Genomic DNA, 23,707 nt, shown 5'->3' with positions numbered 1-23,707 from the left:
AGACAGACGCAACGCCCCCCACGGCCTCGCCACCATCGCGCCACCCGAAGCATGGGCTGCGTGCGATCCATTGGGGATGGCTGGCTGCGGTCGCCGGCGCACACGCGGCCGGACTGGCCGCGCTCTCGGGCCTGGGCGGAGATGCGCATCAGGTACCGCAACCGGCGGACACAGCGGCAATCAGCATCCGCCTGCTTGCGCCCGATGCCCGGCCCCGACCCGACGCCGCCGTCGCGTCGCCCGATCCGCACGAAGCTCCCGACACGCATGCAGCCGTCCCCGCACGACAGCAGAGCGCCCCGCCGCCCGCGCGGACCCGAGGACGCCGGAAGGAGCCTCCTGCCGGCCACCCGCCTCCCGCGGAAGCGCCCGCCCTTGCCAGCGGACGCACCACGCCCGAAACCCACTCACCGCAGACGCATGAAGAACCGCAGCATCCGGGCGGAATTCCAAACGCCCCCGCCGCGCCCGAACCCCCTGCGCCAGCAAGCGTCGCGCCGGCGTCGGCAGCGACTGCGCCGGGGGCAGGAATGTCGTTCCACGCATCGAGATACGACGCCGCCTATCTCGACAACCCTGCTCCGCAATATCCGAAGCTGTCCCGACGCCGCGGCGAACAAGGGAAGGTCACCTTGCGGGTGCGCGTTCGCGCCGACGGACGTGCGGAAGCCGTCGAAATCGCCCACAGCAGCGGACATCCGCGGCTGGATGACGCGGCGCTGGAAACCGTGCGGTCATGGCGGTTCGTACCGGCACGCCAGGGCGACACGCCCATCGACAGTTCGCTTCTGGTGCCCATCGCCTTCCGCCTCGACGACTGACCCAGCCAGGCGTGGTCAGGCAGGGCAACCGAAGCCGGCATCCTCCACCGCCGCGCGCATCGCCTCGACGGACACTTTCGCCGGATCGTACCGGACCACGGCCTGGCCCGCTTCGAGCGACACCTGGGCATCGCTCACGCCCGGCAGGGCCTTGAGAACGGTGGTCACGTTGCGCACGCACCCGCCACAGCTCATGTCCTCGACCTTGATCGTCACTTCCACCATTTCATTTTCTCCCGAGAAATCGGTTCAGCGGTCCGGCGCCCAGCGTCGCAACAGCAGCGAATTGGTGATCACCGAAACCGAACTCATTGCCATCGCCGCCGCGGCAATCACGGGATTGAGCAGCCCCAATGCCGCCAGCGGAATGCCCAGCACGTTGTAGACGAAGGCGAAGAACAGATTCTGCCGGATCTTCGACAGCGTCGCCCGCGACAGATCGATCGCGTCGGCAACCCCGTGCAGGCTGTTCCTCACCAGCGTGATGTCCGCGGCCTCGACCGCGACGTCGGCACCGACGCCGATCGCAAACGAAACGTCGGCCGCCGCCAGCGCCGGCGCGTCATTGATGCCGTCCCCAGCCATCCCGACTCGTCCGTGGCCGGCAAGCGCCTTCACTGCCGCGGCCTTGTCCCCCGGCATCACCCCGGCACGCCAGTCCTCGATGCCGGTCTGTGCCGCGATTGCCGCGGCCGTTGCCGGGTGATCGCCGGTCAGCATCACCACCCGCACGCCGCGCGCCTTGAGGCGAGCGACCGCGGCGGCCGAATCGGCGCGGACGCGGTCCGCCACGCCGATGACGCCTGCAAACACGCCGTCGACACCCACGGCCACGAGGGTCATTCCCCCCGCTGCAGTCCGCTCGCAGGCAGCAACATCCACCGCCACGTGCCGCTCATCGAGAAACGCCGGTGTGCCGACCACCACGTCGCGTCCGTCGACACGCCCCGCAAGCCCCTTGCCCGCCACGGCAATGACGTCCGCAGCGCCGGGTAGCGCCGCTCCCGATTCGCGTGCGGCACGGACGATCGCAGCGGCGATCGGGTGAGCGCTCGTCGCTTCGAGGGCGCCCGCGATCGCGAGCAACTCCTCGCGACTCCTGCCGGCCGCGGGAATCACGTCGCTCACCTCGGGCGAGCCTTCGGTCAGCGTGCCTGTCTTGTCGACCGCGAGTACGCGGATCTTTTCGGCCAACTCGAGCGCCTCGGCATTCTTGACGAGCATGCCTGCCCGCGCGCCCTGCCCCGTGCCGACCATGATCGCAGTCGGGGTGGCCAGCCCGAGCGCACAGGGACATGCGATCACCAGCACCGCGACCGAACTGATCAATGCCTGCGCAAAATCCCCTGCCAACCACCACCATCCGACGAAAGTGAGCGCCGCGATCACCACGACGACCGGCACGAACACGGCCGCGATGCGGTCCGCAAGCCGCTGCACCGGAGCTTTCGAGCCTTGGGCCTGCTCGACCATGCGGATGATTCCTGCCAGCAGCGTGTGCGCTCCGACCCCGGTCGCCCGGCAGCGCAAGACCCCCTGGCCATTCAGGGTCGCGGCAAAGATCCGGTCCCCGGGGCGCTTGTCGACCGGCATGCTTTCTCCGGTCAGCATCGCCTCGTTGATCGCGGACTCGCCCGCCTCGACCTCGCCGTCCACCGGGATCGCGTCGCCGGGGCGCACGACGAAGCGGTCGTCCGGCTGCAGCGTCTCGACGGGGACGGATACGATCTCCCCGTCGCGTTCGACGAACGCGAGTTTCGGCTGCAGGCGCAACAGGGCGTCGAGTGCCGCCGTCGTGCGCGCCTTCGCACGCGCCTCGAGCAACTTGCCGAGCAGGATCAGCGTGATGATCGTCGCCGACGCTTCGTAATACACGTGCAGATCGTGACGGCCAAGCAGCGTCACCACCGTGCTGTAGATCCACGCCATCGACGTGCCGAGCACCACCAGCACGTCCATATTGGCGCCGCCGCCGCGCAGAGCGGACCATGCGCCGCGGTAGAAGCGCGCGCCGATCCAGAACTGTACCGGGGTGGCGAGCAGCAACTGTATCCAGCGGGGGACGAGTTCATGCGCACCTGCCGACTGTCCGCCGAACATCAGGGGCATCTGCGCCAACAGCGGCAAGGTGAGCAGGACCGCGATCCAGAAGCGCTGCATCTCGCGCTTCCACGCCTGTTCCTGCTGCAGGCGCTGCTGCTCGCGCGCGGCAACGCCCGTCTCGACACCCGCGAAGCCCGCGCGGCGCACTGCTTCGCGAATGGCCTCAGGCACGACGAGGCCCGGCTGGTAACGCAGTGTCGCGCGCTCGGTCGCGAAATTCACCGTCGCATCGACGCCCGGAAGCCGATTGAGCACCTTCTCCAGACGCGTCGCGCACGCCGCGCAGGTCATGCCGGTAATGCCCAGTTCCATCGTAGCCTGCGGCACGTCGAAACCCGCCTTGCGAATCGCGGCGATCACCTGCTCGGGGCCGCTCGCCGGATCCATGAAACGCACACGCGCCTTTTCCGCAGCAAGATTGACCGATGCATCGACACCGGGCAGCCGGTTCAGCACCTTCTCGATCCGTGCTGCGCACGCGGCGCAGGTCATTCCGGAAACCGGCAGTTCCAGGGTAGGACTTTTCATTGTTGTTTCGGGTGCACTCATCTTCCCACTCCATTCGGCCTATCCGCGATCCGCGCATTCCGGTCGCCGATTGCGGAACGGAACGCTTGATGGCAGTCTAGACCCCGTACCCGAGTACGGAGTCAACCCCATGAACGACCTCACGATCGGTGCGTTGGCGAAATCGGCCGGAGTCGGCGTCGAGACGGTGCGCTACTACCAGCGCCGTGGACTGCTGTCGCCAAACGGCGCACACAAGGGCGCGTTTCGCGTTTACGGCAACGACGAACTCGCCCGCCTGCGTTTTATCCGTCGCGCCCAGTCGCTCGGCTTCAGCCTCGACGAGGTCGCCGACCTGCTTGCGCTCGACGAAGAGACAGACCGCGAGCGGGCACGTGCGTTCGCGCAGTCCAAGATCGCTGACGTCGAATCCCGTATCCGCCAACTGACGGAGATGCGCAGCGCGCTGCAGGGACTCGTGAGCTGTTGCGAGCATACCGAGGCGCCCGCCCCCTGCCCGATTCTGCACGCGCTGGCGAACAGCCCCGAGCCGCCGCCCGCGCCGCAGGGCAAGGCTCGCACCCGGTCCGCCAGGCAGGCACCCTGACGACGCTCAGACCTCGCACACGACGCCGCGCCAGAGGGCGCCGCCGAGGCTGGGCGCATGAAACAGCCCGAACACGCCGAACCCCAGCACCAGCATCCCGGCGACGAATCGCACGCGTCGATTGCGCGTGATGTCGCGGAAGCGCTTGAACACCATGCCCGCGAGCATCAGGTTCGGCAGCGTGCCGAGCCCGAAGGCCAGCATCAGCCCCGCCCCGCGCCCGGCCGAACCAGTCACGAGCGCCGTCGTCAGCACGCTGTAGACAAGGCCGCAGGGCAGGAATCCCCACAACAGCCCCAGCGGCAGGGCCTGCCCGACCGAACGGGCGGGGATGAAGCGCGCGGTGTAGGGCTGCACGCGCTTCCACAGAATCAAGCCCGCCCGCTCCACCGGCGCAAGGAGCCGGGTAAAGCCGGTCAGGTACAGCCCCAGGGCGACGAGCATCAGGTTCGCGAGCACATAAAGGCCCATCTGCACCGGAAGGATGTCCGAGAACAGCATCCCGACCGTGCCGAGGGCACCGAGCGCCCCGCCCAGCATCGTGTAGGTCGAGATCCTGCCGAGGTTGTAGGCGAGATGCACCGGCCACTGACGTCCGGCCCGGCCCGGCATGTTCACGGTGAGCGCGCCGACGATACCACCGCACATGCTGACGCAGTGCGTGCCTCCCAGAAGGCCGATCAGGAAGGCTGCGATGTAACCGGTTTCAGGCATGGCAATAGACGGCAAGACGGGAGAAACCCGGGGTCGCGACGCGAAAAAACAACGCGGGCGCCCGAGGACGCCCGCACTGTATCACCTTCTCCCGGCCGGTACAGCCCGCGGCCGCGAGCTGCCGGAGCGGCTCAGATGACCTTCGAATAGCGCGCGCGCTCGCGGTCGGAACGCAGGTAGCGGTCGAACACCATCGCGATGCCGCGCACCAGCAGACGCCCGGGGGGCAGCACGCTGATCCACTTGTCGCTGACCTTCAGCAGGCCGGCTTCTTCCATCGCCTTCAGGTCCTCGAGTTCGTCGGCAAAGTATTCGTCGAACTTGATCAGGTGCGCGATCTCGATCGAGTCGATCGACAGCTCGAAGTGGCACATCAGGGCCTGGATGATCGAACGGCGCAGCAGGTCGTCGGCGGTAAGCTCGATGCCGCGCAGGACGGGCAGCTCGTCGCGATCGAGGGCGTCGTAGTACTCGTCGAGCGTCTTCACGTTCTGCGCGTACACCGGGCCGATCTTGCCGATCGCCGAGACCCCGAACGCCAGCAGGTCGCACTCGGCCTGCGTCGAATAGCCCTGGAAATTCCGGTGCAGCCGCCCCTGGCGCTGGGCGATCGTCAGCTCGTCATCCGGCTTCGCGAAGTGGTCCATGCCGATATAGACGTAGCCCGCCTCGGTCAGGCGGCGGATCGCCAGCTGCAGGATCTGCAGCTTGGTGTCCGACGTCGGCATGTCGTTGATCGCGATGCGTCGCTGCGGTTTGAACAGGCCCGGCAGGTGCGCGTAGCTGTACAGGGAGATGCGATCGGGCGACAGCTCCAGCACCTGCTCGAGCGTGCGGTTGAAGCTGATGATGTTCTGGCGCGGCAGGCCGTAGATCAGGTCCATGCTGATCGACTTGAAGCCGGTGGCACGGGCTGCGTCGATGACGAGCTTGGTCTCGTCGTAGCTCTGGATGCGGTTGACCGCCTCCTGCACGTCCTCGTTGAAGTCCTGCACCCCGACACTCATGCGGTTGAAGCCGAGGTCGGCGAGCAGCTTCACGGTGTCGAAATCAACCTTGCGCGGGTCGACCTCGATCGAGTACTCGCCGTTCGGCACCAGCGTGAAGCGCTTGCGCACCGAATCCATGAGCTGGCGCAGTTCGTCGTGCGACAGGAAGGTCGGCGTACCCCCGCCGAGGTGCAGCTGCGTCACCTGATGGCTGCCGCCCAGTGCGGCAGCCTGCATCTCGATTTCCTTGTCGAGATATTTCAGGTACTTGGCCGAGCGCGCATGATCCTTGGTGATGATCTTGTTGCAGGCGCAGTAGTAGCAGATCGTGTTACAGAACGGGATGTGGAAGTATAATGAGAGCGGTTTACTCACGCCCCCAACACCGCGTTGCGCCAGCCAGTCCCGCAAAGCACGGGCATCGAACGCTTCGACGAAGCGATCGGCCGTCGGGTAGGACGTGTAACGCGGCCCGTTGATGTCGAACCGACGAATCAGCTGCTGGTCGAACACGAGATCTTTCTGACTGGTCATGGTTGTATCGCTTGAGTGCATTCCGTACGATCTCAAAAAGCTGCAGTTTCGTGGTTGACGTGGATCAACGGTCCATTCCGCCGGGCGCCTGCCACTTCTCGGTCGACGTAGAAGGAACAATATTATCGTGCAAATGAAGGCGACGGTGCCGATTACAGTTGCGAGTCTGAAGGTCGCATGCTCCCAGTGCAATCTGGTCGAGCTGTGCCTGCCGTTCGGGATGGCGGAATCGGAAATCGACCGTCTCGACGAACTCGTCGGCGCGCGTCGCAAGATCAAGCGGCAGCAGAATCTGTATCGCGCGGGCGATCCCTTCGAAGCGATCTACGCGATCCGCGCCGGGTCGTTCAAGACCGACGTGCTGCTCGAGGACGGGCGCGAACAGGTGACCGGCTTCCAGATGACCGGCGAGATGCTGGGCCTCGACGGCATCAGCACCGAAACCCATTCGTGCAACGCGATCGCGCTGGAGGACAGCGAGGTCTGCGTGATCGCTTACAGCAAGCTCGAAGAGCTGTCGCGCGTGGTGGAGGGGCTGCAGCTGCAGTTCCACAAGGTGATGAGCCGCGAAATCGTGCGCGACCATGGCGTGATGACCCTCCTCGGTTCCATGCGCGCTGAAGAGCGCCTGGCGGCCTTCCTGCTCAACATGTCCCAGCGTTTCACGGCGCGCGGCTTCTCTCCGGCGGAGTTCCACCTCCGCATGACCCGCGAGGAAATCGGTTCCTATCTGGGCCTGAAGCTCGAAACAGTCTCACGCGCCTTTTCGAAGTTCCAGGACGAGGGCCTGATCGCGGTGCAACAGAAGCACATCCGAATCCTCGACATCATCGGCCTGAAGCGGCTGATCCAGCACCCTTCGCCGCGCTCCTGAGGGGATCCCTCCCCCTTCGTCCGGCCGATCCGCCCGCGTCGTCCGCTATTGACGCCGCCGCGCGGTCATTGTTCCCGACAGGACGGCAATATCCTCCTCGGAAAGCAGACCGCGAGCGATCGGTAGCAGTTCGCCCTCCTCGCGCTGGATGTGACGACGGTAGGCGTCGGCAAACTCCTCGACATCCGCAGGCGACAGATCGGCGTTTTCGCCGCCGGCGATGCGCTCGAGCCGCGCCCGCATCCGCGCCCAGCCGGCAAAGAGCCTCTGGTGGTCGGCCAGGATCCAGTCGATGAGCGTGCCGAGTTCGGCGCGCCTGGCGTCATCGGCACGCGCCCGCAGGACGGGGAAGAGGTCGTCCTCCTCGTCCTGATGATGCTTCACGGCAGCGATGTCGAAGTAGCGCATCACGTTGACTGCCGCCTGCTGCGCCTGCTTGTCCGGACCATGCTCGGGCAGCCAGGCGGCAAGCCGGGCGAGGGTCGCGAGTTGCGCCTGCAGGCGCTCGTGGCAGGCTTCGAGCATCTCCAGAGGCGTCTCGAAACCCGGGGATGAAGGGATCAGCGAATCGGTCATCGGAACACTCCGGAAAATGCGAGGAATCCTGCCGGGTTCTTGCTCAGAGCCACCGACACGATCCATGAAAAGGTTAGCAGTGCCGCGAGCAGCGCCAGCACGCGGACGCGCATGGTGCGCCCCCAGCGCAGCGCGGTCGCGCCGAGAAGAATATAGACGACAAGCGCGACGACCTTTGCCGTGACCCACGGCGCGACGAAGGGGTACTGGCCGCTCATGGTCGCGAGCGTGATCGCGCTGCCGAGAAACACGGTATCGATGAGGTGCGGCAGTATGCGTGTAATCCGGTGATCGAGCAGCGGACTGCGCCGCATCATCCAGACGCCCTGGAGCACGAATCCGCTGATGCTCAGGACCGCGCACAGGACGTGCAGGTGCTTGATCGACAGGTACATCTTGCTCAGCCCGGGCGTCCATCGCTGCGCGGACGCCAGTAGATCGGCAGGTAGCGCGACGCCCACGCGCCGAACACGCCCAGCCAGCCGAGCACGGCCAGCAGCATGACAAATGCCGACCAGCCCGCAGGGACGAGTTCCGCGGCAATGCGCACAACGACGACCGCTTCGAGACCGAGAAACAGCACCCAGGTCAGGCGATCCGCAGAGAGCTTGCGTCCCGAGTGTCCGAGGGTGACGCGCGACACCATCGCCATCAGGACGGACCCGAAGAATCCGACGCCCAGCGCATGCAGCGGCGCCATCCCCAGCACGGCGTAACCCAGCAGGGACGCAAACCCTTGGATGGCGAAGAGCGTCAGCGCGATTCCGAGCCAGAGAAAACCGATGTGCAGCATTCCCAGCAGCGGCACCTTCATGGCCGGTACCGGCCTCCACTGCCGCGACAGCCACAGGGCCGCAAAGGCGGCGGGAGCGTCGACGATCCAGCGCAGCGACAGCAATCCCGCCACGTCGAGCGCAGCGTGCAGGACGCTGCCGCCGACGACCAGCACCAGTACCCACAGGGGACGCACCATCACGTAGGCCGGGATCACGCTGCTCGAAAAGAACGGCACCATACGGTGGCACACGCCGAAGAACACCGGCAGCAGCGAGCAGAACACCGCGATCTCGATTGCGATACGCGCCCAGACCGGGTTGCCGCTCAGCGCAAAGCCGAGCCAGGCGAGCACGGCGACCATTCCGGCGATCATCGCATAGCACACGAGGCGGGCATGCAGCGCCTCGAGGTCACCGTGATGCGCGACCTGCCACAGGATGCGCTGCATCCCGCCCCATCCGAGAAACACCAGTACGAGGCCCGGGACGGCGACACCGGGCACGACCATGCCGACGATGGCCAGCGCCCACCCTGCCGCCAGCAGACGCCAGGACCAGAGCCAGCGTCCTGCGTCGATCTCGTCATAGCCCTGCCAGCGCGGCATGGCGGTGAGGAGGAAGCCGAACATGAAGAACGGAAACACGCCGCTCGTCACGAGCAGGGCGTGCATCCAGCCCGGCGGGAACACCCAGCCGATCGCCGGCAGCAGTCCGACCCGGGCGCCGAGTTCCGCTGCCCACATCGCAAAGCTCACGAGCAGCATCACCGCGCCGGACAGGAACAATGTCCGGTGCGGTGCGACAAACAGCATGAATGAGGGCGGAACCGGCTTCGCGTGCCCCTGCATCTTGCCTCCTGTTGCCCCCAGCGGAGACAGTCTGCGGGACGCCGGATCGCGGCCCGTGCCGGGTTGCGGGTTAAAATGCACGAGTTTCTCCACGGAGTCCGAGATGCCCAACCATCCAGTCGATATTCCCACCGCACTGCGCCAGGTTTCTTTCTTCAGCGAACTGACCGCAGAGGAGATCGACCGTGTTGCCCGCTTCACCCGCGAACGCCATCTCGAGAAGGGCGAAATACTGTTCCAGCGCGGCGATCCCGTGCATGGTTTCTACTATGTCGCCTCGGGTCAGATGAAGCTCGCGGTCTCGTCGGCACAGGGCAACGAAAAGGTGGTCGAGATCATCAGCCCGATGCACACCTTCGGCGAGGCGGTGATGTTCCTCAACCGCCCCTACCCGGTTTTCGCCGAAGCCCTCACGTCGACGCACCTGCTGCACATCGGTCAGGCGGTGGTATCCGAGCTTATCGACCAGGATCCGGGATTTGCGCGCAAACTCCTTGTCGGCATGGCAATCCGCCTGCACGGCATGATCCAGGACGTCGAAACCTATTCCCTGCGCTCGAGCATGCAGCGCGTGATCGGCTACCTGCTGCAGCAGGTCGACAGCGAAAGCGGAGTCGCCTGCAACATCGCCCTGCCGACCAGCAAGCAGGTCATCGCCTCGCGGCTCAATCTGACGCCCGAAACGCTGTCGCGCATCTTTCACGACCTGTCCGAAGCGGGACTCATCACGGTACACGGCAAACACATCTCCCTGCTGGACCCCGCCCGCCTGGCCCGCCACCAAGGCTGACCGGCACCCATTGGCAGGGTTTGCAGGGGGATTCTCGGTGTGCAGGCCCCGGGTGACCTTGACAGGGGTCAATCGGGCGAAGCCGCCCCGATCCGCCGCTGGATCGAGCCCCTGACCTGAGGACGGATCAGCGCTCGAGGACGTACCGTCCGGGCGCCTTTGCCAGTTCGGGAAATGCCGCGGACGCGGCCGGGCGGGCCTCGACGAGCTCGCCGCAACGCGGCTTGAGCCAGGCCATCCAGTCGTTCCACCAGCTGCCGTCATGCGCTTCCGCGTGCTTGCGCCAGTCGTCCGCCTTGTCCGTGCGCCGCGCCGCCGCCGCCCAATACTTGCGCTTCGGCGGACTCACCGGCGGATTGACGATGCCGAGGATGTGGCCCGAGCTCGACAGCACGAAACGACGCGGCCCCGTGACGAGGTTGTTGATGCGATACGCCTGCTCCCATGGGGCGATATGATCGTCTTCGGCGGCGACGGCATACAGCGGCTGCACGATGCGCGACAGATCGATGGGCTGCCCCGATATCGTCAGCCCATCCACTTCGATCAGGCGATTCTCGAGATAGAGTTCGCGCAGGTACCACGAATGCATCGCATAGGGCATGCGCGTGGCGTCCATGTTCCAGTACAGCACGTCGAAGGGCGCAGGCGCCTCGCCATACAGCCAGCCGTGCACGACGTAGTGCCAGATCAGGCTGTTGGAGCGGAGCAGGCGGAAGGCGGAAGCCATTTCCTTGCCTTCGAGGAAGCCCTTGCGTGCCATGTTTTCCGACAGGAAGCGGACGCTCGCACCATCGATGAACACCTCGATGTCGCCCGGACGATGGAAGTCGACCAGGGTGGTGAATAGGGTCCAGTCGGCCACCGGCACCTCATCGGCACCGAAGCGGCGGTTCGCCCATGCCATGTACATCGCCAGGGCGGTGCCGCCGATGCAGTAACCGACCGCATGCACCTTCGGCGCACCGGTGAAGCTGCGTGCCGTTTCGACGGTGGCATGGACGCCTTCCTCGAGATAGCTGTCGAAGGCGACGTCGCGCATCGCCTCGTCGGGGTTTTTCCAGCTCGTGATGAACACGTCCAGCCCCTGATCCAGCAGGTAGCGGACCATGCTCTTCTTCGGCGTGAGGTCGAGGATGTAGTACTTGTTGATCCAGGGCGTGACGATCACGACCGGTTCCGCGTGCGTCTTCGGCTGCGTCGGCGCGTAGTGAATCACCTCGAGCAGACGGTTGCGGAAGACGACCGATCCCTCGGTCGTGCCTAGTGTCACGCCCACCTTGAAATCGCCCGGACTGCTCAGGCGGATCTCGCCCGCCTCGAGGTCGGCGAGCATGTTCCGTGCGCCGTTGGCGAGACTCTCGCCCTTCGTCTCGATGGCCTTGCGGATGGCGACCGGGTTCGTCCAGAAGAAATTGGTCGGCGCCACGGCGTTGAGCCACTTGCGCCACCAGAACGCGGCACGGCGCCGCTCCTTGCTCGACAGCCCCGGCGTGTCGAAGAGCATGTCCTGCATGTGGTGGGTGAATGCGAGGTACCACTCCTTCGTCAGGTCCCACGTCGCCGAATCGGACCACACCGGATCGGCAAACCGCTCATCGTCTGCATTGGGAACTACCGGATCCTTGCTGGCCAGCCCCATCGCGCGGCAGGCAGAGTGCCATTGCAGACGCCACAAATCGCTCGAGAGCTCGACCATGCGCTCTGCGAGTTCCTGGGGATGGGATAGCCACGCAAGCTGGGCATGCACGATGGGTGCCGCCATCCCCAGCGGGTCGAGACTTCCTTCGACGTTGTCGTGGATCTCTCGCAGCGCCCGCTTGACGGACCGCGGGGAATCGCCCGCGCCGTGCTTCCTGGTAGTCGTACCGTTCTTCATTCCTCGACGCTCCCGCGCTTCGCGATGACACTCAGGTCAGACTATAGCAGCGCCCTGCAAGCGGAACCGTGACATGCGCCCAGCCGAGCCGCTCATCGATCGCATCGGCCAGCGCAGATGCGGATTCCTGTTCGCCATGCACGACGAAGGTATGCCGCGGCGGGCGCACGAAATTCGACAGCCAGGCCAGCAGGGCCGGCTGGTCGGCATGGGCGGACAGCCCGCCGATCGTGTGGATCGCCGCTCGCACCGGCACTCGCTCGCCGAACAGGGTGACCGCGCGAGCACCGTCGACCAGTCGCCGGCCCAGCGTACCTGCTGCCTGGAAACCGCAGATGACGACACTGCATTCGCTGCGGTCGATGTTGTAGCGCAGGTGATGCTTGATGCGACCGGCCTCGCACATGCCACTTGCCGAGATGATCACCAGTCCCGAGCGCTCGTTGTTCAGCGCCTTCGACTCCTCCACATCCTGCACGAACCTCAGGCGCATGCGCTCGCCGTGCGCGCGAATCCATTGCAGCAACTCGCGCGTCTCGTCGTCCCACAGTTCGTCGTAACGCAGCGTAAGCTCCGTTACCGCTGAAGCCATGGGCGAATCGACGACGACATCCAGCGCATCCAACTTGCCCTGACGCACGAGGCTTGCAAGCACGAACAGCATCTCCTGCGTGCGGCCGACCGCGAACGCGGGAATGATGACGTTGCCTTTCCTGCGCTCCAGCGTGTCGTGCAGGACCGCGAGCAGTTCCTTCTCGGTTTCGGCCATGGCCCGGTGAGCGCGATTGCCGTAGGTCGACTCGACGACGAGGAAGTCGGCCTCCGGCACGGGGGTGGGGTCGCGAAGCACCGGTCGGGTCGGCTGCCCGAGATCGCCGCTGAACACCACCCTCCGCACGGCACCGCCCGATTCGATGTCGAGTTCGATCACCGCCGACCCGAGGATGTGCCCCGCGTCATGGAAGCGGCAGCGGACGCCCGGGTGTGGTTGAAGCTCCTCGCCGTAGGACACCTTGCGCAGGCTCGCCAGGCTCGCGCGCGCCTGGTTGACCGTATAGAGCGGCGCCGCCTCGTAACCGCGACGCAGATTCCGCTGACGATTGCCCCGGTTGATCCACTCCGCCTCCTTTTCCATGATGTGCGCCGAGTCGAGCAGCATCACGCCCAAGAGGTCGACGGTCGCCGCCGTGGCGTAGATCTTTCCCTTGTAACCGAGCGATACCAGCCGCGGAACGAGACCGGAGTGATCCAGGTGGGCATGCGTCAGGAGCACGAAATCGATTCCGCGCAGATCGAAATCGAGCGCCCGCAAATTCTTCCGATCCGCATCCCGTCCGCCCTGGAACAGGCCGCAGTCGACGAGAAACGCGCTGCCGTCATACTTCAGACGCGCACAGGAGCCGGTAACTTCCCCGGCAGCGCCGAAAAATGTCAGTTCCATGCGACCTCCGAGATGACCATTGACTGCCTGACGCGACCGCGACGAAGCTTGTCGGGAATCAACAGCCCGACATCATTACCTTCGCTTTCGCACAAGCGGGCTGGCTATAATCGACCCGTCCTTGCAAAACATTGGGAGATGCACGATGTTCAAGCACATACTGGTCCCCACCGATGGCTCTCCGCTTTCCGAGAGCACGGTGGCACGTGCCGTGTCCTTCGCGAAGGACGCCGGTGCGCGCATCACGTTCTTCTACGCACAGCCTGACTTTCCCATGCCTATATACGGGGAAGGAGCGCTGATCGATCCCACCACGCCGGAACAGTTCAGCAAAGCAGCCGCCGACGAAGCGAAACGCATCCTCGACGCGGCGAAGAGCGCAGCGGATGCGGCTGGCGTCGCATCCGACACCGACACGATCGTCAACGAGGTACCTTATGAAGCGGTCATCGACGCCGCCGAGCGCCACGGCTGCGACCTGATCTTCATGGCGTCGCACGGGCGCCGCGGCATCGCCGGCCTGCTCCTGGGAAGCGAGACGCAGAAGGTTCTCACCCACAGCAAGACCCCCGTACTCGTTTACCGCTGACCCGCGGCCGATCGGTTGCTCCATGCGCATCGGGCAGCGGAGGATCGCTGCCCGATGTCCATGTTACGCTTTCCGGTTGATCTCCGCGGCGCTGCGCTGAAAGAACAACGTCAGCAGACTGGACGCGGCGCCCACCAGCCAGAAGCCGAAGAAGCCGATCGAATATGTCGCCGTGAGCGAGTAATGCACGGGTTCGCCGAAGAGGTAGAGCTCCTGCGGATCGATCACCGTGAAGAAGACCGCCTCGGCAAGACCGGCCACCAGAAAGGACGGCCACAGCACCTGAATCCATCTCAGCATCGCATTCCCCTGCATGGCAACGGTCAGGACTTGGCGGGAACGATGCGGATCACCGCATCGGCAGGAACGTTCGCCGACCCGTTCATGCGCCAGCCGCGCGATTCGTCCTCCACCTGCAGCAGCCACCGTCCGGCAGACAGCGGCGCAAGCGGTGCCACAAACACGCCATCACGGCGTTTCAGCACGACCACCTGATCCATTCCGCCGCGTGTCGGATGGGAAATCGTCAGCACCACGGTCGGCGGCAACGGAGCGTTGGCCGCAGAAGAGAGATCGAGCGTCACTTCCTCTGCGCGCAGCCTGACGTCAGCCATCAATCCCAGTTCGGCGGCCCTCTGCGAGCGAGCGATCGTCTTTTCGATCGCTTTGCCCTCTTGGTAATAGTCGTCTACGACCAGCCCGTCCCAAGTGCTCACGGCAAGCCACAAGGTAATCATCCCTGCAACCACTGCTATTGCGGGGATGGCGATCAGGAACCACGGCCAGCCCTGCCGATACCAAGGTTCCACCGTCTTGTGCATATTTGCACTGCTCATGCGTTTGCTCCTGATTAGCGCGGAAGAAGGAAAGTCGTGCGTTCGCGGACGGCCACGCCGGAGTCGCCCGGGACGCCGATCTCGAAAACGATCTCGTGGCTGCCGGGCGTCGCCGCCTCGGGTGGAACCTGCACCTGCACCGTCACCGATTCGGTCATCGCTGGCTGGATCTCGAACTGCTGCGGCCCTTCCAGGCGGATTCCCTCGAGGCCGGACACACGCACGACGACCGGGCGGGTGACTTCCTGCATGTTCATGATGCGCAACTGATAGACGTTCTCGATCAGCCCGCCCGCGACTTCGCGCCCCAGCGTCGCGCGATCGCGGATCACGTCCACCCGCAGGTCCGATCGCGTTGCCAGACTCCAGACCGTCGCCAGCAGGATCAGGACCAGTACCCCGCCGTAGATCAGGGTGCGGGGGCGCAGCACGTGCCGCACGATCTCGCTCCGGCCCCAATGACGGCGCAGCGCGTTCTCGGTCGAATAACGGATCAACCCGCGCGGATAACCCATCTTGTCCATCACCTGATCACACCCATCGATGCAGGCGCCGCAGCCGATGCACTCGTACTGGAGCCCCTCGCGGATGTCGATACCTGTGGGGCACACCTGGACACAGATGCCGCAGTCGATGCAATCCCCTACCCCGACGCTGCGTGGCTCCACGCCCTTGCGGCGGCTGCCGCGCGGTTCCCCGCGTTCCTCGTCATAGGTCACGACGAGCGTATCCGGGTCGAACATGACGCTCTGGAAGCGCGCATAGGGGCACATGTACTTACACACCTGCTCGCGCAGCACACCCGCGAACAGGTAAGTGAAACTGCCGTAGAACAGGATCCAGAAGATTTCCCACGGTCCGAAGCCGAAAGTCCGGGCGGACTGCAGGAGCTCCTCGACCGGAGTGAAATAGGCGACGAGCGTGAAACCGGTCCACAGCGAAAACAGCCCCCAAGCCGAGAACTTGGCCGCGCGCAAACCGAATTTCCGCGCATCCATTGGCGCCGCCTCGAGCTTGCGGCGCTTGTTGTGATCGCCCTCGATCTTCTCCTCGACCCACATGAAGATTTCGGTGTAGACCGTTTGCGGACAGGCGTATCCGCACCAGAGACGACCGGCGATCGCAGTGAAGAAGAACAGCGCGTAGGCGGAGATGATGAGCAGAATCGCCAGATAGAACACGTCCTGCGGCCAGAAGACCCAGCCGAACACGTAGAACTTGCGCTCGGTGAGATGGAACAGAACCGCTTGCCTGTCGTTCCAGGTCAGCCACGGCAGGCCGTAATAGAGAATCTGGGTCAGCCAGACGAGGGCCCAACGCCAGTTTGCAAAGACGCCCTTCACCGACCGGACATGAATCTTCTGCCTGGACGCATACAGCTCGTCGCCTTGCTCTTCCCGAAGCTGCGATTTCGGAACCACGCGCACCCGTACCGGATCGCTCATTATCGCTATATCCGTATCTTCTAATTTACTGGCAAGAATTTTCCCCGGGGCGAACCCCGGGGACTAAGCAGCAGTGCAGCAAATTCAGATCTTCGACTTACTTGGCGGCCGGTTGGTTCGAGAGGCCATACACATACGACGCCAGCAGATGGACCTTCGCCTCGCCGAGGAACTCCCCGAAGCCGGGCATGCGGTTGGTACGACCGTTTTGCACCGTCTCCGTCATGACCGCTTCCGTCGAACCGTACAACCAGTCGCCGTCGGTGAGGTTCGGAGCGCCCATCGCCTGGGTTCCCTTCGCCTCGGGGCCGTGGCAAGCGACGCAGTTCTGCTGGAACAGCTCCGCCCCGCGCTGGGCGCGCAGCGAATCATGGGCAAGACCCGACAGCGAACGCACGTAGCTCACCACGTCCTTGACCCCCTCAGGCCCCAACACGGGCCCGAACGGCGGCATCATGCCCATGCGCCCGCCGGTGATCGTGGTCTTGATCGTCTCGGCTTCGCCACCCCAGTTCCAGACCCTGTCGGTCAGGTTCGGGAAGCCCTTCGCACCGCGAGCATCCGCCCCGTGGCACTGGGCGCAGTAGGTCACGAACAGCCGCTTGCCGGCGCCGCGCGCCTCGTCGTCAGCCGCCACAGCGGCCACTTCCATGCCCTGGTATTTGGCAAAGATCGGGGCGTAACGCTCTTCGGCCTTGCGCATTTCGGTCTCGTACTGACCGACAGCGCTCCAGCCCAGCACGCCCTTCGTATTGCCGAAGCCCGGATACATCACCAGATACACCACGGCAAAGATCAGCGTGATCCAGAAGAGGTACAACCACCAGCGCGGCAGCGGGTTGTTGTATTCAGCGAGGTTCTCGTCCCACACATGGCCGTGGAGTTCGACCGGACCGGTTTCCCGCTTGTTGTTCGACATGAGCACGAACAGACAGAACAGCAGGCTCAGGCCCACCAGGCCCATCACGTACGCGTTCCAGAAGCCGCTAATAAAGTCAGCCATTTTTATCCTTCCTTGCTGTGCCGTCCCCCGGAGAGGGCCGGCGCATCATCATCGGTGAAGGGAAGTCGCGCCGCCTCCTCGAAGCCTGCCCGTGCGCTCCTGCTGTATGCCCATATGCAGATGGCGACGAAACAGGCCAGGCCGAGCACGGTGACCAGGGACCGGAGATCGTTGATATCCACGGCGCTTCTCCTTGTTCTTACTTAAAGTTCGACAGTACGATGCCCAATCCCTGGAGGTAGGCAACGATGGCGTCCATTTCCGACTTGCCTTCGAGCGCGGCCCGCGCACCGGCGATTTCCTCGGCGGTGTAGGGGTGCCCCAGCGTCTGAAGCGCGCGCATCTTGTCCTCGATGTCGTCGGCCTTGACCGGCCGCTGCAGCCACGGGAACGCGGGCATGTTCGATTCCGGCACGACATCGCGCGGGTTAACCAGATGCACGCGGTGCCATTCGTCCGAATAACGGCCACCGACACGCGCGAGGTCCGGACCGGTACGCTTCGAACCCCACTGGAACGGACGGTCGTAGATGTATTCACCCGCGACCGAGTAGTGGCCGTAACGCTCGGTTTCCGCGCGGAAGGGACGGATCATCTGCGAGTGGCAGTTGTAGCAGCCTTCACGCACATAGATGTCGCGCCCCACCAGACGCAGCGGTTCATACGGCTTGACGTTGAGCGGCTTGCCGGTGCGGTCGATCGCGGTCGTCGTGGTCTTCTGGAAGAACAGCGGAACGATCTCGACGAGACCGCCGACGCTGACCGTCAAAAGGGTCAGCACGATCAGCCAGCCGACGCTGCGCTCGATGAATTCATGTTTCGATTGAGCCATGTCCTGTCTCTCCGATTAAGCGTGGGCGGCAGCAGGAGCGACCACGGGCGCCTCATACGCCTTCTCGCCCGCCATCGTCTTGACCATGTTGTAGAACATGATGAGCATGCCGGTCAGGAACAGGACACCGCCGAGCAGGCGGATCGCCCAGAACGGATAGCTCGCCTTCACGCTCTCGACGAAGGAATACGTCAGCGTGCCGTCCGGGTTGGTGGCGCGCCACATCAGCCCCTGCATCACACCGGCGATCCACATCGAGGCGATATACAGCACGATGCCGATCGTCGCGATCCAGAAGTGGGTGTTGATCAGCCCGACCGAGTACATCTGGGTCTTGCCGTACATCCGCGGGATCAGGTAATACATCGAACCGATCGAGATCATCGCAACCCACCCGAGCGCGCCCGAATGCACGTGACCGACGGTCCAGTCCGTGTAGTGCGACAGGGCATTGACCGTCTTGATCGACATCATCGGCCCCTCGAAGGTCGACATGCCGTAGAAGGACAGCGCGGTGATCAGGAACTTCAGGATCGGATCGGTACGCAGCTTGTGCCAGGCGCCCGAGAGCGTCATCACGCCGTTGATCATGCCGCCCCACGACGGCGCCAGCAGGATCAGCGAGAAGATCATGCCCACGGACTGAGTCCAGTCCGGCAGCGCCGTGTAGTGCAGGTGGTGCGGACCCGCCCACATGTAGGTGAAGATCAGCGCCCAGAAGTGCACCACCGACAGGCGATAGGAATACACCGGACGCTCGGCCTGCTTGGGCACGAAGTAGTACATCATCCCGAGGAAGCCCGCGGTCAGGAAGAAACCCACCGCATTGTGGCCATACCACCACTGGATCATCGCGTCCTGCACGCCGGCATAGGCGGAGTAGGACTTCGTCAGGCTGACCGGCATCGCGGCGCTGTTGACGATGTGGAGCAGTGCAACCGTGAGGATGAAGCCGCCGAAGAACCAGTTCGCAACGTAGATGTGGCTGGTCTTGCGCTTCGCGATCGTGCCGAAGAACACGATCGCGTAGGACACCCACACGACAGCGATCAGGATATCGATCGGCCACTCGAGCTCGGCGTACTCCTTACCGGACGTCAAGCCCAGCGGCAGGGAAATCGCCGCCAGCACGATCACCAGTTGCCAGCCCCAGAACGTGAAAGTCGCCAGCCCGGGCGCGAACAGCGGCGTGTGGCATGTCCGCTGCACGACGAAATACGAAGTCGCGAACAATGCACAGCCGCCGAAGGCAAAGATCACGGCGTTCGTGTGGAGTGGGCGCAGCCTGCCGAAATGCAGCCACTCGCCCAGATTGAGCTCGGGCCAGACAAGCTGTGCCGCGACGATCACCCCCACCAGCATGCCCACCACTCCCCATACCACGGTCATGATGGAGAACTGGCGGACGACGTTGTAGTTATAAGTCGCCTGCGATTGCATGGAACTCCCCTTGAGATGAAGAAAACTTCAGCACCAGTCCGGGAGAGCATGTGCAACGGCTCGCCACGGACTCGTGACAACGGCCGACATTCTATTGCACTGCAGTAGTGGGTGAAAATACCCAATTACAAAAAATACCTGTTGCCAGCATGGTTTTAATTACCGCATCATAGCCCATGCCATCGGGCAAAAAAAAAGGGTGCGCATCAAGCGCACCCCCAACCCCAACAGAGAGACAAAAATTCCTTACCAGACTGGCGCGATCGAATCGCGACGCACCAATCTCGAAAACCGTAAGAAAAGTATGCCAATCCTCGTTCTCCGGGGCGTTGACGTAGGTCAACAAACCCCTCGCGACGCGCGGAGAAGGCGTTTCCCCATCGCGTGGATCACTGCTTCCTGACCTGCGAGGGAGTGTCATCGGATTGTTTCTGCTTCGGGCCTTCGGGCTGGTCACGGTCGTCCATCAGCATGCGATAGGCGGGACCTTCCATGTCATCGTACTGGCCCGAGCGCAGCGACCACCAGAAGATCACGCCGATCACGAACACCAGCACCACCGAGAGCGGCACGAGAATGTAAAGACTTTCCATGAGCAGTCAACTTACCCGGCGATAACCCTGCAGGCGTAGGGCATTTAGCACGACGAGCAGCGAACTTCCTGCCATGCCTATCCCCGCCATCCAGGGCGTGACCAATCCCGCCATTGCGAGCGGGACGGACGTGAAATTGTAGGCGAAGGACCACCACAGGTTCTGCCGGATGACCTTCAGGGTACGCCGGGCGAGGTCCACGCCCCGCCCCAGACCTGCGAGGTTCTCGCTCAACAGCACGATGTCACCCTGGTTGCGGGCGAGCTCGGTCCCTCCCCCCATCGCTACCGAAACATGGGCCTGGGCGAGCACCGGCGCGTCATTGACCCCGTCACCGACCATCGCCACCACCGCCGACGGATCACGCTGCAGCGCGGCAATAAAGTCACGCTTGCCCTGCGGCGTCATCCCGCCATGCGCGTCATTCAGTCCCAAGCGCGCCGCGATCGAGCTCGCGACCGACGGTGCATCACCACTCAGCACGCTCGTGCGGATTCCCTCAGCTGCCAGCTTCGCGGCCAGCTGACCGGCCTCGGGGCGCGGCACGTCGGCCAAGCGGAAGAGCCCCAGCCAGCGCCCCCGCCCGCCCAACGCAACGATGGTGCCCCCGCGTCCGGACAGATCTTCAAATTTAGACGGCAAATCGCAGCCCAGATTCCCGGCCACGAAATCGGGACGTCCCAGCCAGTACGATTCGCCATTCACCGTCCCGGTGACCCCCTGGCCCGTTTCCGACTCGAGGTTCCGGGCTACGGGGAGCTCCGCATCGTCGCTCGAGCGGCGCAGGGCCCGGGCGACCGGGTGCTCGGACGACTGTTCCAGTGCCCCTGCGATCGCCCCTAACTGCCGGACATCGAGATCGGCGAGCGGCAGCGTTTCCTCAAGTGTCAGGCGCCCAAGTGTCAGGGTACCGGTCTTGTCGAAGACGAAATGGTTCGCGTTCGCCAGCGTCTCGATTGCGTGACCGCGGGTCACAAGCACGCCCATCCGCGCCAGCGTGTCTGTCGCGACGGTGAGCGCAACCGGCGTGGCGAGCGACAGCGCGCACGGACACGCCACCACCAGCACCGACACGAACACCCACAGGGCCCGCGACGGATCCACGAAGTACCAGACGACGCCCGTGATGCTCGCCAGGACCAGCAAGGCAATGATGAAAACGACGGCAACCTTGTCGGACTGCCGGGCGATCTCCGGTTTCTCGCTCGCCGCACGCTCCATCAGCCGCCGGATTGCCGCCAGCCGGGTCGAATCGCCTGTCTGCTCCACCCGGATTGCAAGCGGGCTGGAGATGTTGATGCTCCCGCCCGTCACCTCGCTGCCGACCGACTTGGGCACCGGCAGGCTCTCCCCGGTGAGCAGGGCCTCGTTGGCATCGCTCAGCCCGTCGATGACGACGCCGTCAGCCGGAACGACCTCGCCCGGACGAACGCGCAGGATGTCGCCCACCACGAGCTGGGATACGGGAACCCGCTCGCCGGTGAGGGACGGCCAGCGGGAAAGCCGTTCGGCGAAAGCCGGCAATACCTTGCCGAGTTCTTCCACACCGCGCACGGCCTTCTGCCGCGCGACCATTTCGAGGTAGCGCCCGCAGAGCAGGAAGAACACGAACATCGTCACCGAGTCGAAATACACCTCGCCGCGCGCCGTCAACGTTGCCCAGACGCTTGCGACGAATGCGCTGCCCACCCCCAGCGCAACCGGCACGTCCATGCCCAGACGACGCAGCCTGACGTCGCGCAGTGCGCGCCGGAAGAACGGCGCGGCCGAATACAGGACCACAGGCAGGGTCAGCACGAGGCTCGCCCAGCGCATCAGCAGTTCGATGTCGGGCGTCAGGTCGCCGTCACCGGCGAGGTACGCCGGGAAGGCGTACATCATCACCTGCATCATGCCGAAGCCGGCAACGAACACGCGCCACAGCATCGAGCGACGTTCGCGTTGCGCGATCTGCTCGGAACGCTCCGCATCGTAGGGATAGGCGCGGTAACCGATCGCCTGAATGGCCGCAAGGATGTCCGACAGGCGCGTGCGGCGCTCATCCCAGCGTACCCGCGCGCGACGCGTGGCGTAATTGATGTCGACCAACGACACGCCCGGCTGGCGCGAGACATGCTGCTCGTTCAGCCAGACACAGGCTGCACAGGTGATCCCCTCGAGGATCAGCGACGCCTCCCGCTCGTGCTCGCCGACCGGTTCGACGAAGCTCTTCTGGAAGTCCGGATGGTCGAACAGGCCGAGCTCCTGCAATTCCGCCGGCAGGGCCTCCTTTTGCGGTTCCGGCATCGCGTCGCGGTGCCGGTAGTAATCACTGAGCCCGTTATCGACGATCGAGCGCGCGACGGCCTCGCAGCCCACGCAGCACATCCGCCGCTCGACGCCGTCGATCGCAACGAAGTGGCGGGTCTGTGGCGGGACGGGCAGTCCGCAGTGGTAGCACTCCTCGTCAGGAGATGAATCAGGGACGGCAATTTCGGACGAAGTCATCGGGACGGGCGGAAGGGGGCCGGGCATGCAGCCGCTGCAGCGCAGCATGAGACTGGAAGGAACGCACTTTTAGCACACTTCCCCGATCTCGACCAACGCCCCATCCCGGCTCCCGCAAGAACGCGGGGGCGGCCGCAATCGGCGCCCCCTGCTCCGGCCAGAAAGACCGGAAGGCGACTTACTTCGCGGTCATGCGGATCGCACCATCCAGGCGGATCGTCTCGCCGTTCAGGTAGGCGTTTTCCACGATGTGGCGAACGAGCGCCGCGTACTCGGACGGACGTCCCATGCGCGACGGGAACGGGACGGTCTTGCCGAGGGAGTCCTGCACTTCCTGCGGCATGCCCATCAGCATCGGCGTCTCCATGATCCCCGGCGCGATCGTCATGACCCGGATGCCGAAGCGGGCAAGCTCGCGCGCGACCGGCAGCGTGAGTCCGACGACCCCCGCCTTCGACGCCGCATAGGCGGCCTGGCCGATCTGGCCGTCGTAGGCGGCGACCGAGGCGGTGCTGACGATCACACCACGTTCGCCCTCTTCGTTCGGAGCCGCCTTGCTCATCACGTCCGCAGCCAGCCGCATCATGTTGAAGCTGCCGATCAGGTTGACGTTGATGGTGCGGGCAAAGGACTCGAGGCGGTGGGGTGCCTCGCGGCCCAGGACCTTTTCCGCCGGAGCGATACCGGCGCAGTTGACGAGCCCGTGCAGCCCGCCGAATTCGGACACGGCACGCTCGATCGCCGCCCGGGCGCTGTCCTCGCTCGTCACATCGGTCTGTGCAAACACGACGTTCGCGCCGAGCTCCTTCGCGAGGGCTTCTCCCCCTTCACGGTTCACATCGGCCAGCACCACCCTGCCGCCGGCCGCCGCGAGCATGCGCGCCGTTGCCGCACCAAGACCGGAGCCGCCCCCGGTCACCACGAATACGCTGTTTTCGATCTTCATGCCGAACTCCTCTCCATCGCCGTCCACATGCGGCGACACGAAGGCGCAAAATAATTGCAGTTGACGTCAACGTCAAC

The 23,707-nt window shown here is 64.6% G+C and carries 25 protein-coding genes; 5 read left to right on the top strand and 20 right to left on the bottom strand.

What is annotated here, in order from left to right; all coding sequences use genetic code 11:
• Positions 1 to 530 precede the first annotated feature (530 nt).
• Positions 531 to 821, top strand: coding sequence for an energy transducer TonB (locus GPA27_RS07920; protein ID WP_169139228.1), 291 nt, complete (start codon positions 531 to 533; stop codon positions 819 to 821).
• A gap of 15 nt (positions 822 to 836) precedes the next feature.
• Here the strand turns inward: GPA27_RS07920 and GPA27_RS07915 are convergent, their stop codons facing one another.
• Positions 837 to 1,046, bottom strand: coding sequence for a heavy-metal-associated domain-containing protein (locus tag GPA27_RS07915; protein WP_169139226.1), 210 nt, complete (start codon positions 1,044 to 1,046; stop codon positions 837 to 839).
• A gap of 24 nt (positions 1,047 to 1,070) precedes the next feature.
• Positions 1,071 to 3,452, bottom strand: a complete 2,382-nt coding sequence (locus GPA27_RS07910) for a heavy metal translocating P-type ATPase (protein WP_211164886.1) — start codon at positions 3,450 to 3,452, stop codon at positions 1,071 to 1,073.
• A gap of 130 nt (positions 3,453 to 3,582) precedes the next feature.
• Here GPA27_RS07910 and GPA27_RS07905 point away from each other — a divergent pair, with 130 nt between their 5' ends.
• Positions 3,583 to 4,038 carry a MerR family transcriptional regulator gene (locus tag GPA27_RS07905; protein ID WP_169139222.1) on the top strand — a complete coding sequence of 152 codons (456 nt, stop codon included), beginning with the start codon at positions 3,583 to 3,585 and terminating at the stop codon, positions 4,036 to 4,038.
• 6 nt (positions 4,039 to 4,044) lie between these two features.
• Here the strand turns inward: GPA27_RS07905 and GPA27_RS07900 are convergent, their stop codons facing one another.
• Both GPA27_RS07900 and hemN read right to left on the bottom strand, forming a co-directional pair.
• Positions 4,045 to 4,752 (bottom strand): sulfite exporter TauE/SafE family protein, encoded by a 708-nt coding sequence (locus tag GPA27_RS07900; RefSeq protein WP_169139220.1) that lies wholly within the window; start codon positions 4,750 to 4,752, stop codon positions 4,045 to 4,047.
• Between the two features lie 131 nt (positions 4,753 to 4,883).
• Positions 4,884 to 6,275, bottom strand: coding sequence for an oxygen-independent coproporphyrinogen III oxidase (gene hemN / locus GPA27_RS07895; protein ID WP_169139218.1), 1,392 nt, complete (start codon positions 6,273 to 6,275; stop codon positions 4,884 to 4,886).
• A gap of 133 nt (positions 6,276 to 6,408) precedes the next feature.
• On the opposite strand from hemN, the gene fnr reads away from it, so the two are divergent.
• Positions 6,409 to 7,149 (top strand): fumarate/nitrate reduction transcriptional regulator Fnr, encoded by a 741-nt coding sequence (gene fnr, locus GPA27_RS07890; RefSeq protein ID WP_169139250.1) that lies wholly within the window; start codon positions 6,409 to 6,411, stop codon positions 7,147 to 7,149.
• A gap of 45 nt (positions 7,150 to 7,194) precedes the next feature.
• On the opposite strand, the gene GPA27_RS07885 is transcribed toward fnr, so the two are convergent.
• The 3 genes from GPA27_RS07885 to GPA27_RS07875 are packed head-to-tail and all read right to left on the bottom strand — an operon-like array spanning position 7,195 to position 9,349.
• Complete coding sequence (locus tag GPA27_RS07885) at positions 7,195 to 7,725, bottom strand: hemerythrin domain-containing protein (protein ID WP_169139216.1); 531 nt, start codon at positions 7,723 to 7,725, stop codon at positions 7,195 to 7,197.
• Positions 7,722 to 8,120, bottom strand: coding sequence for a SirB2 family protein (locus GPA27_RS07880; protein WP_169139214.1), 399 nt, complete (start codon positions 8,118 to 8,120; stop codon positions 7,722 to 7,724). The genes GPA27_RS07885 and GPA27_RS07880 overlap by 4 nt, the downstream gene beginning before the upstream one ends.
• Before the next feature lie 5 nt (positions 8,121 to 8,125).
• Positions 8,126 to 9,349, bottom strand: coding sequence for an NnrS family protein (locus GPA27_RS07875; protein WP_169139212.1), 1,224 nt, complete (start codon positions 9,347 to 9,349; stop codon positions 8,126 to 8,128).
• Positions 9,350 to 9,452: 103 nt separating this feature from the next.
• Here GPA27_RS07875 and GPA27_RS07870 point away from each other — a divergent pair, with 103 nt between their 5' ends.
• Positions 9,453 to 10,139, top strand: coding sequence for a Crp/Fnr family transcriptional regulator (locus GPA27_RS07870; protein WP_169139210.1), 687 nt, complete (start codon positions 9,453 to 9,455; stop codon positions 10,137 to 10,139).
• 127 nt (positions 10,140 to 10,266) lie between these two features.
• Here the strand turns inward: GPA27_RS07870 and GPA27_RS07865 are convergent, their stop codons facing one another.
• Both GPA27_RS07865 and GPA27_RS07860 read right to left on the bottom strand, forming a co-directional pair.
• Positions 10,267 to 12,018, bottom strand: coding sequence for a PHA/PHB synthase family protein (locus tag GPA27_RS07865; protein WP_373322739.1), 1,752 nt, complete (start codon positions 12,016 to 12,018; stop codon positions 10,267 to 10,269).
• Between the two features lie 31 nt (positions 12,019 to 12,049).
• Positions 12,050 to 13,459 (bottom strand): MBL fold metallo-hydrolase RNA specificity domain-containing protein, encoded by a 1,410-nt coding sequence (locus GPA27_RS07860; protein ID WP_169139208.1) that lies wholly within the window; start codon positions 13,457 to 13,459, stop codon positions 12,050 to 12,052.
• 145 nt (positions 13,460 to 13,604) lie between these two features.
• On the opposite strand from GPA27_RS07860, the gene GPA27_RS07855 reads away from it, so the two are divergent.
• Positions 13,605 to 14,048 (top strand): universal stress protein, encoded by a 444-nt coding sequence (locus GPA27_RS07855; RefSeq protein ID WP_169139206.1) that lies wholly within the window; start codon positions 13,605 to 13,607, stop codon positions 14,046 to 14,048.
• Between the two features lie 63 nt (positions 14,049 to 14,111).
• Here GPA27_RS07855 and GPA27_RS07850 read toward each other — a convergent pair whose 3' ends face one another.
• The 11 genes from GPA27_RS07850 to GPA27_RS07800 form a co-directional block, all read right to left on the bottom strand.
• Positions 14,112 to 14,348: a hypothetical protein gene (locus GPA27_RS07850; protein ID WP_169139204.1), complete on the bottom strand. Its 237-nt coding sequence runs from the start codon at positions 14,346 to 14,348 to the stop codon at positions 14,112 to 14,114.
• Between the two features lie 23 nt (positions 14,349 to 14,371).
• Positions 14,372 to 14,884 carry a FixH family protein gene (locus GPA27_RS07845; protein WP_169139202.1) on the bottom strand — a complete coding sequence of 171 codons (513 nt, stop codon included), beginning with the start codon at positions 14,882 to 14,884 and terminating at the stop codon, positions 14,372 to 14,374.
• A 14-nt stretch (positions 14,885 to 14,898) separates the two neighbouring features.
• Positions 14,899 to 16,329, bottom strand: a complete 1,431-nt coding sequence (ccoG, locus tag GPA27_RS07840) for a cytochrome c oxidase accessory protein CcoG (protein WP_169139200.1) — start codon at positions 16,327 to 16,329, stop codon at positions 14,899 to 14,901.
• Between the two features lie 97 nt (positions 16,330 to 16,426).
• Positions 16,427 to 17,332: a cytochrome-c oxidase, cbb3-type subunit III gene (gene ccoP / locus GPA27_RS07835; protein WP_169139198.1), complete on the bottom strand. Its 906-nt coding sequence runs from the start codon at positions 17,330 to 17,332 to the stop codon at positions 16,427 to 16,429.
• A 2-nt stretch (positions 17,333 to 17,334) separates the two neighbouring features.
• Positions 17,335 to 17,514, bottom strand: a complete 180-nt coding sequence (locus GPA27_RS07830; protein ID WP_169139196.1) for a cbb3-type cytochrome oxidase subunit 3 — start codon at positions 17,512 to 17,514, stop codon at positions 17,335 to 17,337.
• A 17-nt stretch (positions 17,515 to 17,531) separates the two neighbouring features.
• Positions 17,532 to 18,164: a cytochrome-c oxidase, cbb3-type subunit II gene (gene ccoO, locus GPA27_RS07825; protein ID WP_169139194.1), complete on the bottom strand. Its 633-nt coding sequence runs from the start codon at positions 18,162 to 18,164 to the stop codon at positions 17,532 to 17,534.
• Positions 18,165 to 18,179: 15 nt separating this feature from the next.
• Positions 18,180 to 19,604: a cytochrome-c oxidase, cbb3-type subunit I gene (gene ccoN, locus GPA27_RS07820; protein ID WP_169139192.1), complete on the bottom strand. Its 1,425-nt coding sequence runs from the start codon at positions 19,602 to 19,604 to the stop codon at positions 18,180 to 18,182.
• Positions 19,605 to 19,695: 91 nt separating this feature from the next.
• A complete protein-coding gene (locus GPA27_RS07815; protein WP_169139190.1) occupies positions 19,696 to 19,947 on the bottom strand; it encodes a hypothetical protein in 252 nt (83 codons plus the stop codon).
• Positions 19,948 to 19,993: 46 nt separating this feature from the next.
• A complete protein-coding gene (gene ccoS, locus GPA27_RS07810) occupies positions 19,994 to 20,197 on the bottom strand; it encodes a cbb3-type cytochrome oxidase assembly protein CcoS (RefSeq protein WP_169139189.1) in 204 nt (67 codons plus the stop codon).
• A gap of 6 nt (positions 20,198 to 20,203) precedes the next feature.
• Complete coding sequence (locus GPA27_RS07805; RefSeq protein ID WP_169139246.1) at positions 20,204 to 22,684, bottom strand: heavy metal translocating P-type ATPase; 2,481 nt, start codon at positions 22,682 to 22,684, stop codon at positions 20,204 to 20,206.
• Between the two features lie 178 nt (positions 22,685 to 22,862).
• Positions 22,863 to 23,630: a 3-hydroxyacyl-CoA dehydrogenase gene (locus GPA27_RS07800; RefSeq protein ID WP_169139188.1), complete on the bottom strand. Its 768-nt coding sequence runs from the start codon at positions 23,628 to 23,630 to the stop codon at positions 22,863 to 22,865.
• Positions 23,631 to 23,707 lie beyond the last annotated feature (77 nt).

The organism is Aromatoleum toluolicum (assembly GCF_012911005.2).
GTDB classification, from domain to species: Bacteria; Pseudomonadota; Gammaproteobacteria; order Burkholderiales; family Rhodocyclaceae; genus Aromatoleum; species Aromatoleum toluolicum.
The sequence above is the reverse complement of the archived record's forward strand: the minus strand, read 5'-3'. Positions and strand labels throughout refer to the sequence as shown.

Excerpts from the sequence above, each read along its gene's own strand:
- GPA27_RS07920 (WP_169139228.1), top strand. The coding sequence starts at position 531 with ATGTCGTTCCACGCATCGAGATACGACGCCGCCTATCTCGACAACCCT.
- GPA27_RS07915 (WP_169139226.1), bottom strand. The coding sequence starts at position 1,046 with ATGGTGGAAGTGACGATCAAGGTCGAGGACATGAGCTGTGGCGGGTGC.
- GPA27_RS07910 (WP_211164886.1), bottom strand. The coding sequence starts at position 3,452 with ATGAAAAGTCCTACCCTGGAACTGCCGGTTTCCGGAATGACCTGCGCC.
- GPA27_RS07905 (WP_169139222.1), top strand. The coding sequence starts at position 3,583 with ATGAACGACCTCACGATCGGTGCGTTGGCGAAATCGGCCGGAGTCGGC.
- GPA27_RS07900 (WP_169139220.1), bottom strand. The coding sequence starts at position 4,752 with ATGCCTGAAACCGGTTACATCGCAGCCTTCCTGATCGGCCTTCTGGGA.
- hemN (WP_169139218.1), bottom strand. The coding sequence starts at position 6,275 with ATGACCAGTCAGAAAGATCTCGTGTTCGACCAGCAGCTGATTCGTCGG.
- fnr (WP_169139250.1), top strand. The coding sequence starts at position 6,409 with ATGAAGGCGACGGTGCCGATTACAGTTGCGAGTCTGAAGGTCGCATGC.
- GPA27_RS07885 (WP_169139216.1), bottom strand. The coding sequence starts at position 7,725 with ATGACCGATTCGCTGATCCCTTCATCCCCGGGTTTCGAGACGCCTCTG.
- GPA27_RS07880 (WP_169139214.1), bottom strand. The coding sequence starts at position 8,120 with ATGTACCTGTCGATCAAGCACCTGCACGTCCTGTGCGCGGTCCTGAGC.
- GPA27_RS07875 (WP_169139212.1), bottom strand. The coding sequence starts at position 9,349 with ATGCAGGGGCACGCGAAGCCGGTTCCGCCCTCATTCATGCTGTTTGTC.
- GPA27_RS07870 (WP_169139210.1), top strand. The coding sequence starts at position 9,453 with ATGCCCAACCATCCAGTCGATATTCCCACCGCACTGCGCCAGGTTTCT.
- GPA27_RS07865 (WP_373322739.1), bottom strand. The coding sequence starts at position 12,018 with ATGAAGAACGGTACGACTACCAGGAAGCACGGCGCGGGCGATTCCCCG.
- GPA27_RS07860 (WP_169139208.1), bottom strand. The coding sequence starts at position 13,459 with ATGGAACTGACATTTTTCGGCGCTGCCGGGGAAGTTACCGGCTCCTGT.
- GPA27_RS07855 (WP_169139206.1), top strand. The coding sequence starts at position 13,605 with ATGTTCAAGCACATACTGGTCCCCACCGATGGCTCTCCGCTTTCCGAG.
- GPA27_RS07850 (WP_169139204.1), bottom strand. The coding sequence starts at position 14,348 with ATGCTGAGATGGATTCAGGTGCTGTGGCCGTCCTTTCTGGTGGCCGGT.
- GPA27_RS07845 (WP_169139202.1), bottom strand. The coding sequence starts at position 14,884 with ATGAGCAGTGCAAATATGCACAAGACGGTGGAACCTTGGTATCGGCAG.
- ccoG (WP_169139200.1), bottom strand. The coding sequence starts at position 16,329 with ATGAGCGATCCGGTACGGGTGCGCGTGGTTCCGAAATCGCAGCTTCGG.
- ccoP (WP_169139198.1), bottom strand. The coding sequence starts at position 17,332 with ATGGCTGACTTTATTAGCGGCTTCTGGAACGCGTACGTGATGGGCCTG.
- ccoO (WP_169139194.1), bottom strand. The coding sequence starts at position 18,164 with ATGGCTCAATCGAAACATGAATTCATCGAGCGCAGCGTCGGCTGGCTG.
- ccoN (WP_169139192.1), bottom strand. The coding sequence starts at position 19,604 with ATGCAATCGCAGGCGACTTATAACTACAACGTCGTCCGCCAGTTCTCC.
- ccoS (WP_169139189.1), bottom strand. The coding sequence starts at position 20,197 with ATGGAAAGTCTTTACATTCTCGTGCCGCTCTCGGTGGTGCTGGTGTTC.
- GPA27_RS07805 (WP_169139246.1), bottom strand. The coding sequence starts at position 22,684 with ATGACTTCGTCCGAAATTGCCGTCCCTGATTCATCTCCTGACGAGGAG.
- GPA27_RS07800 (WP_169139188.1), bottom strand. The coding sequence starts at position 23,630 with ATGAAGATCGAAAACAGCGTATTCGTGGTGACCGGGGGCGGCTCCGGT.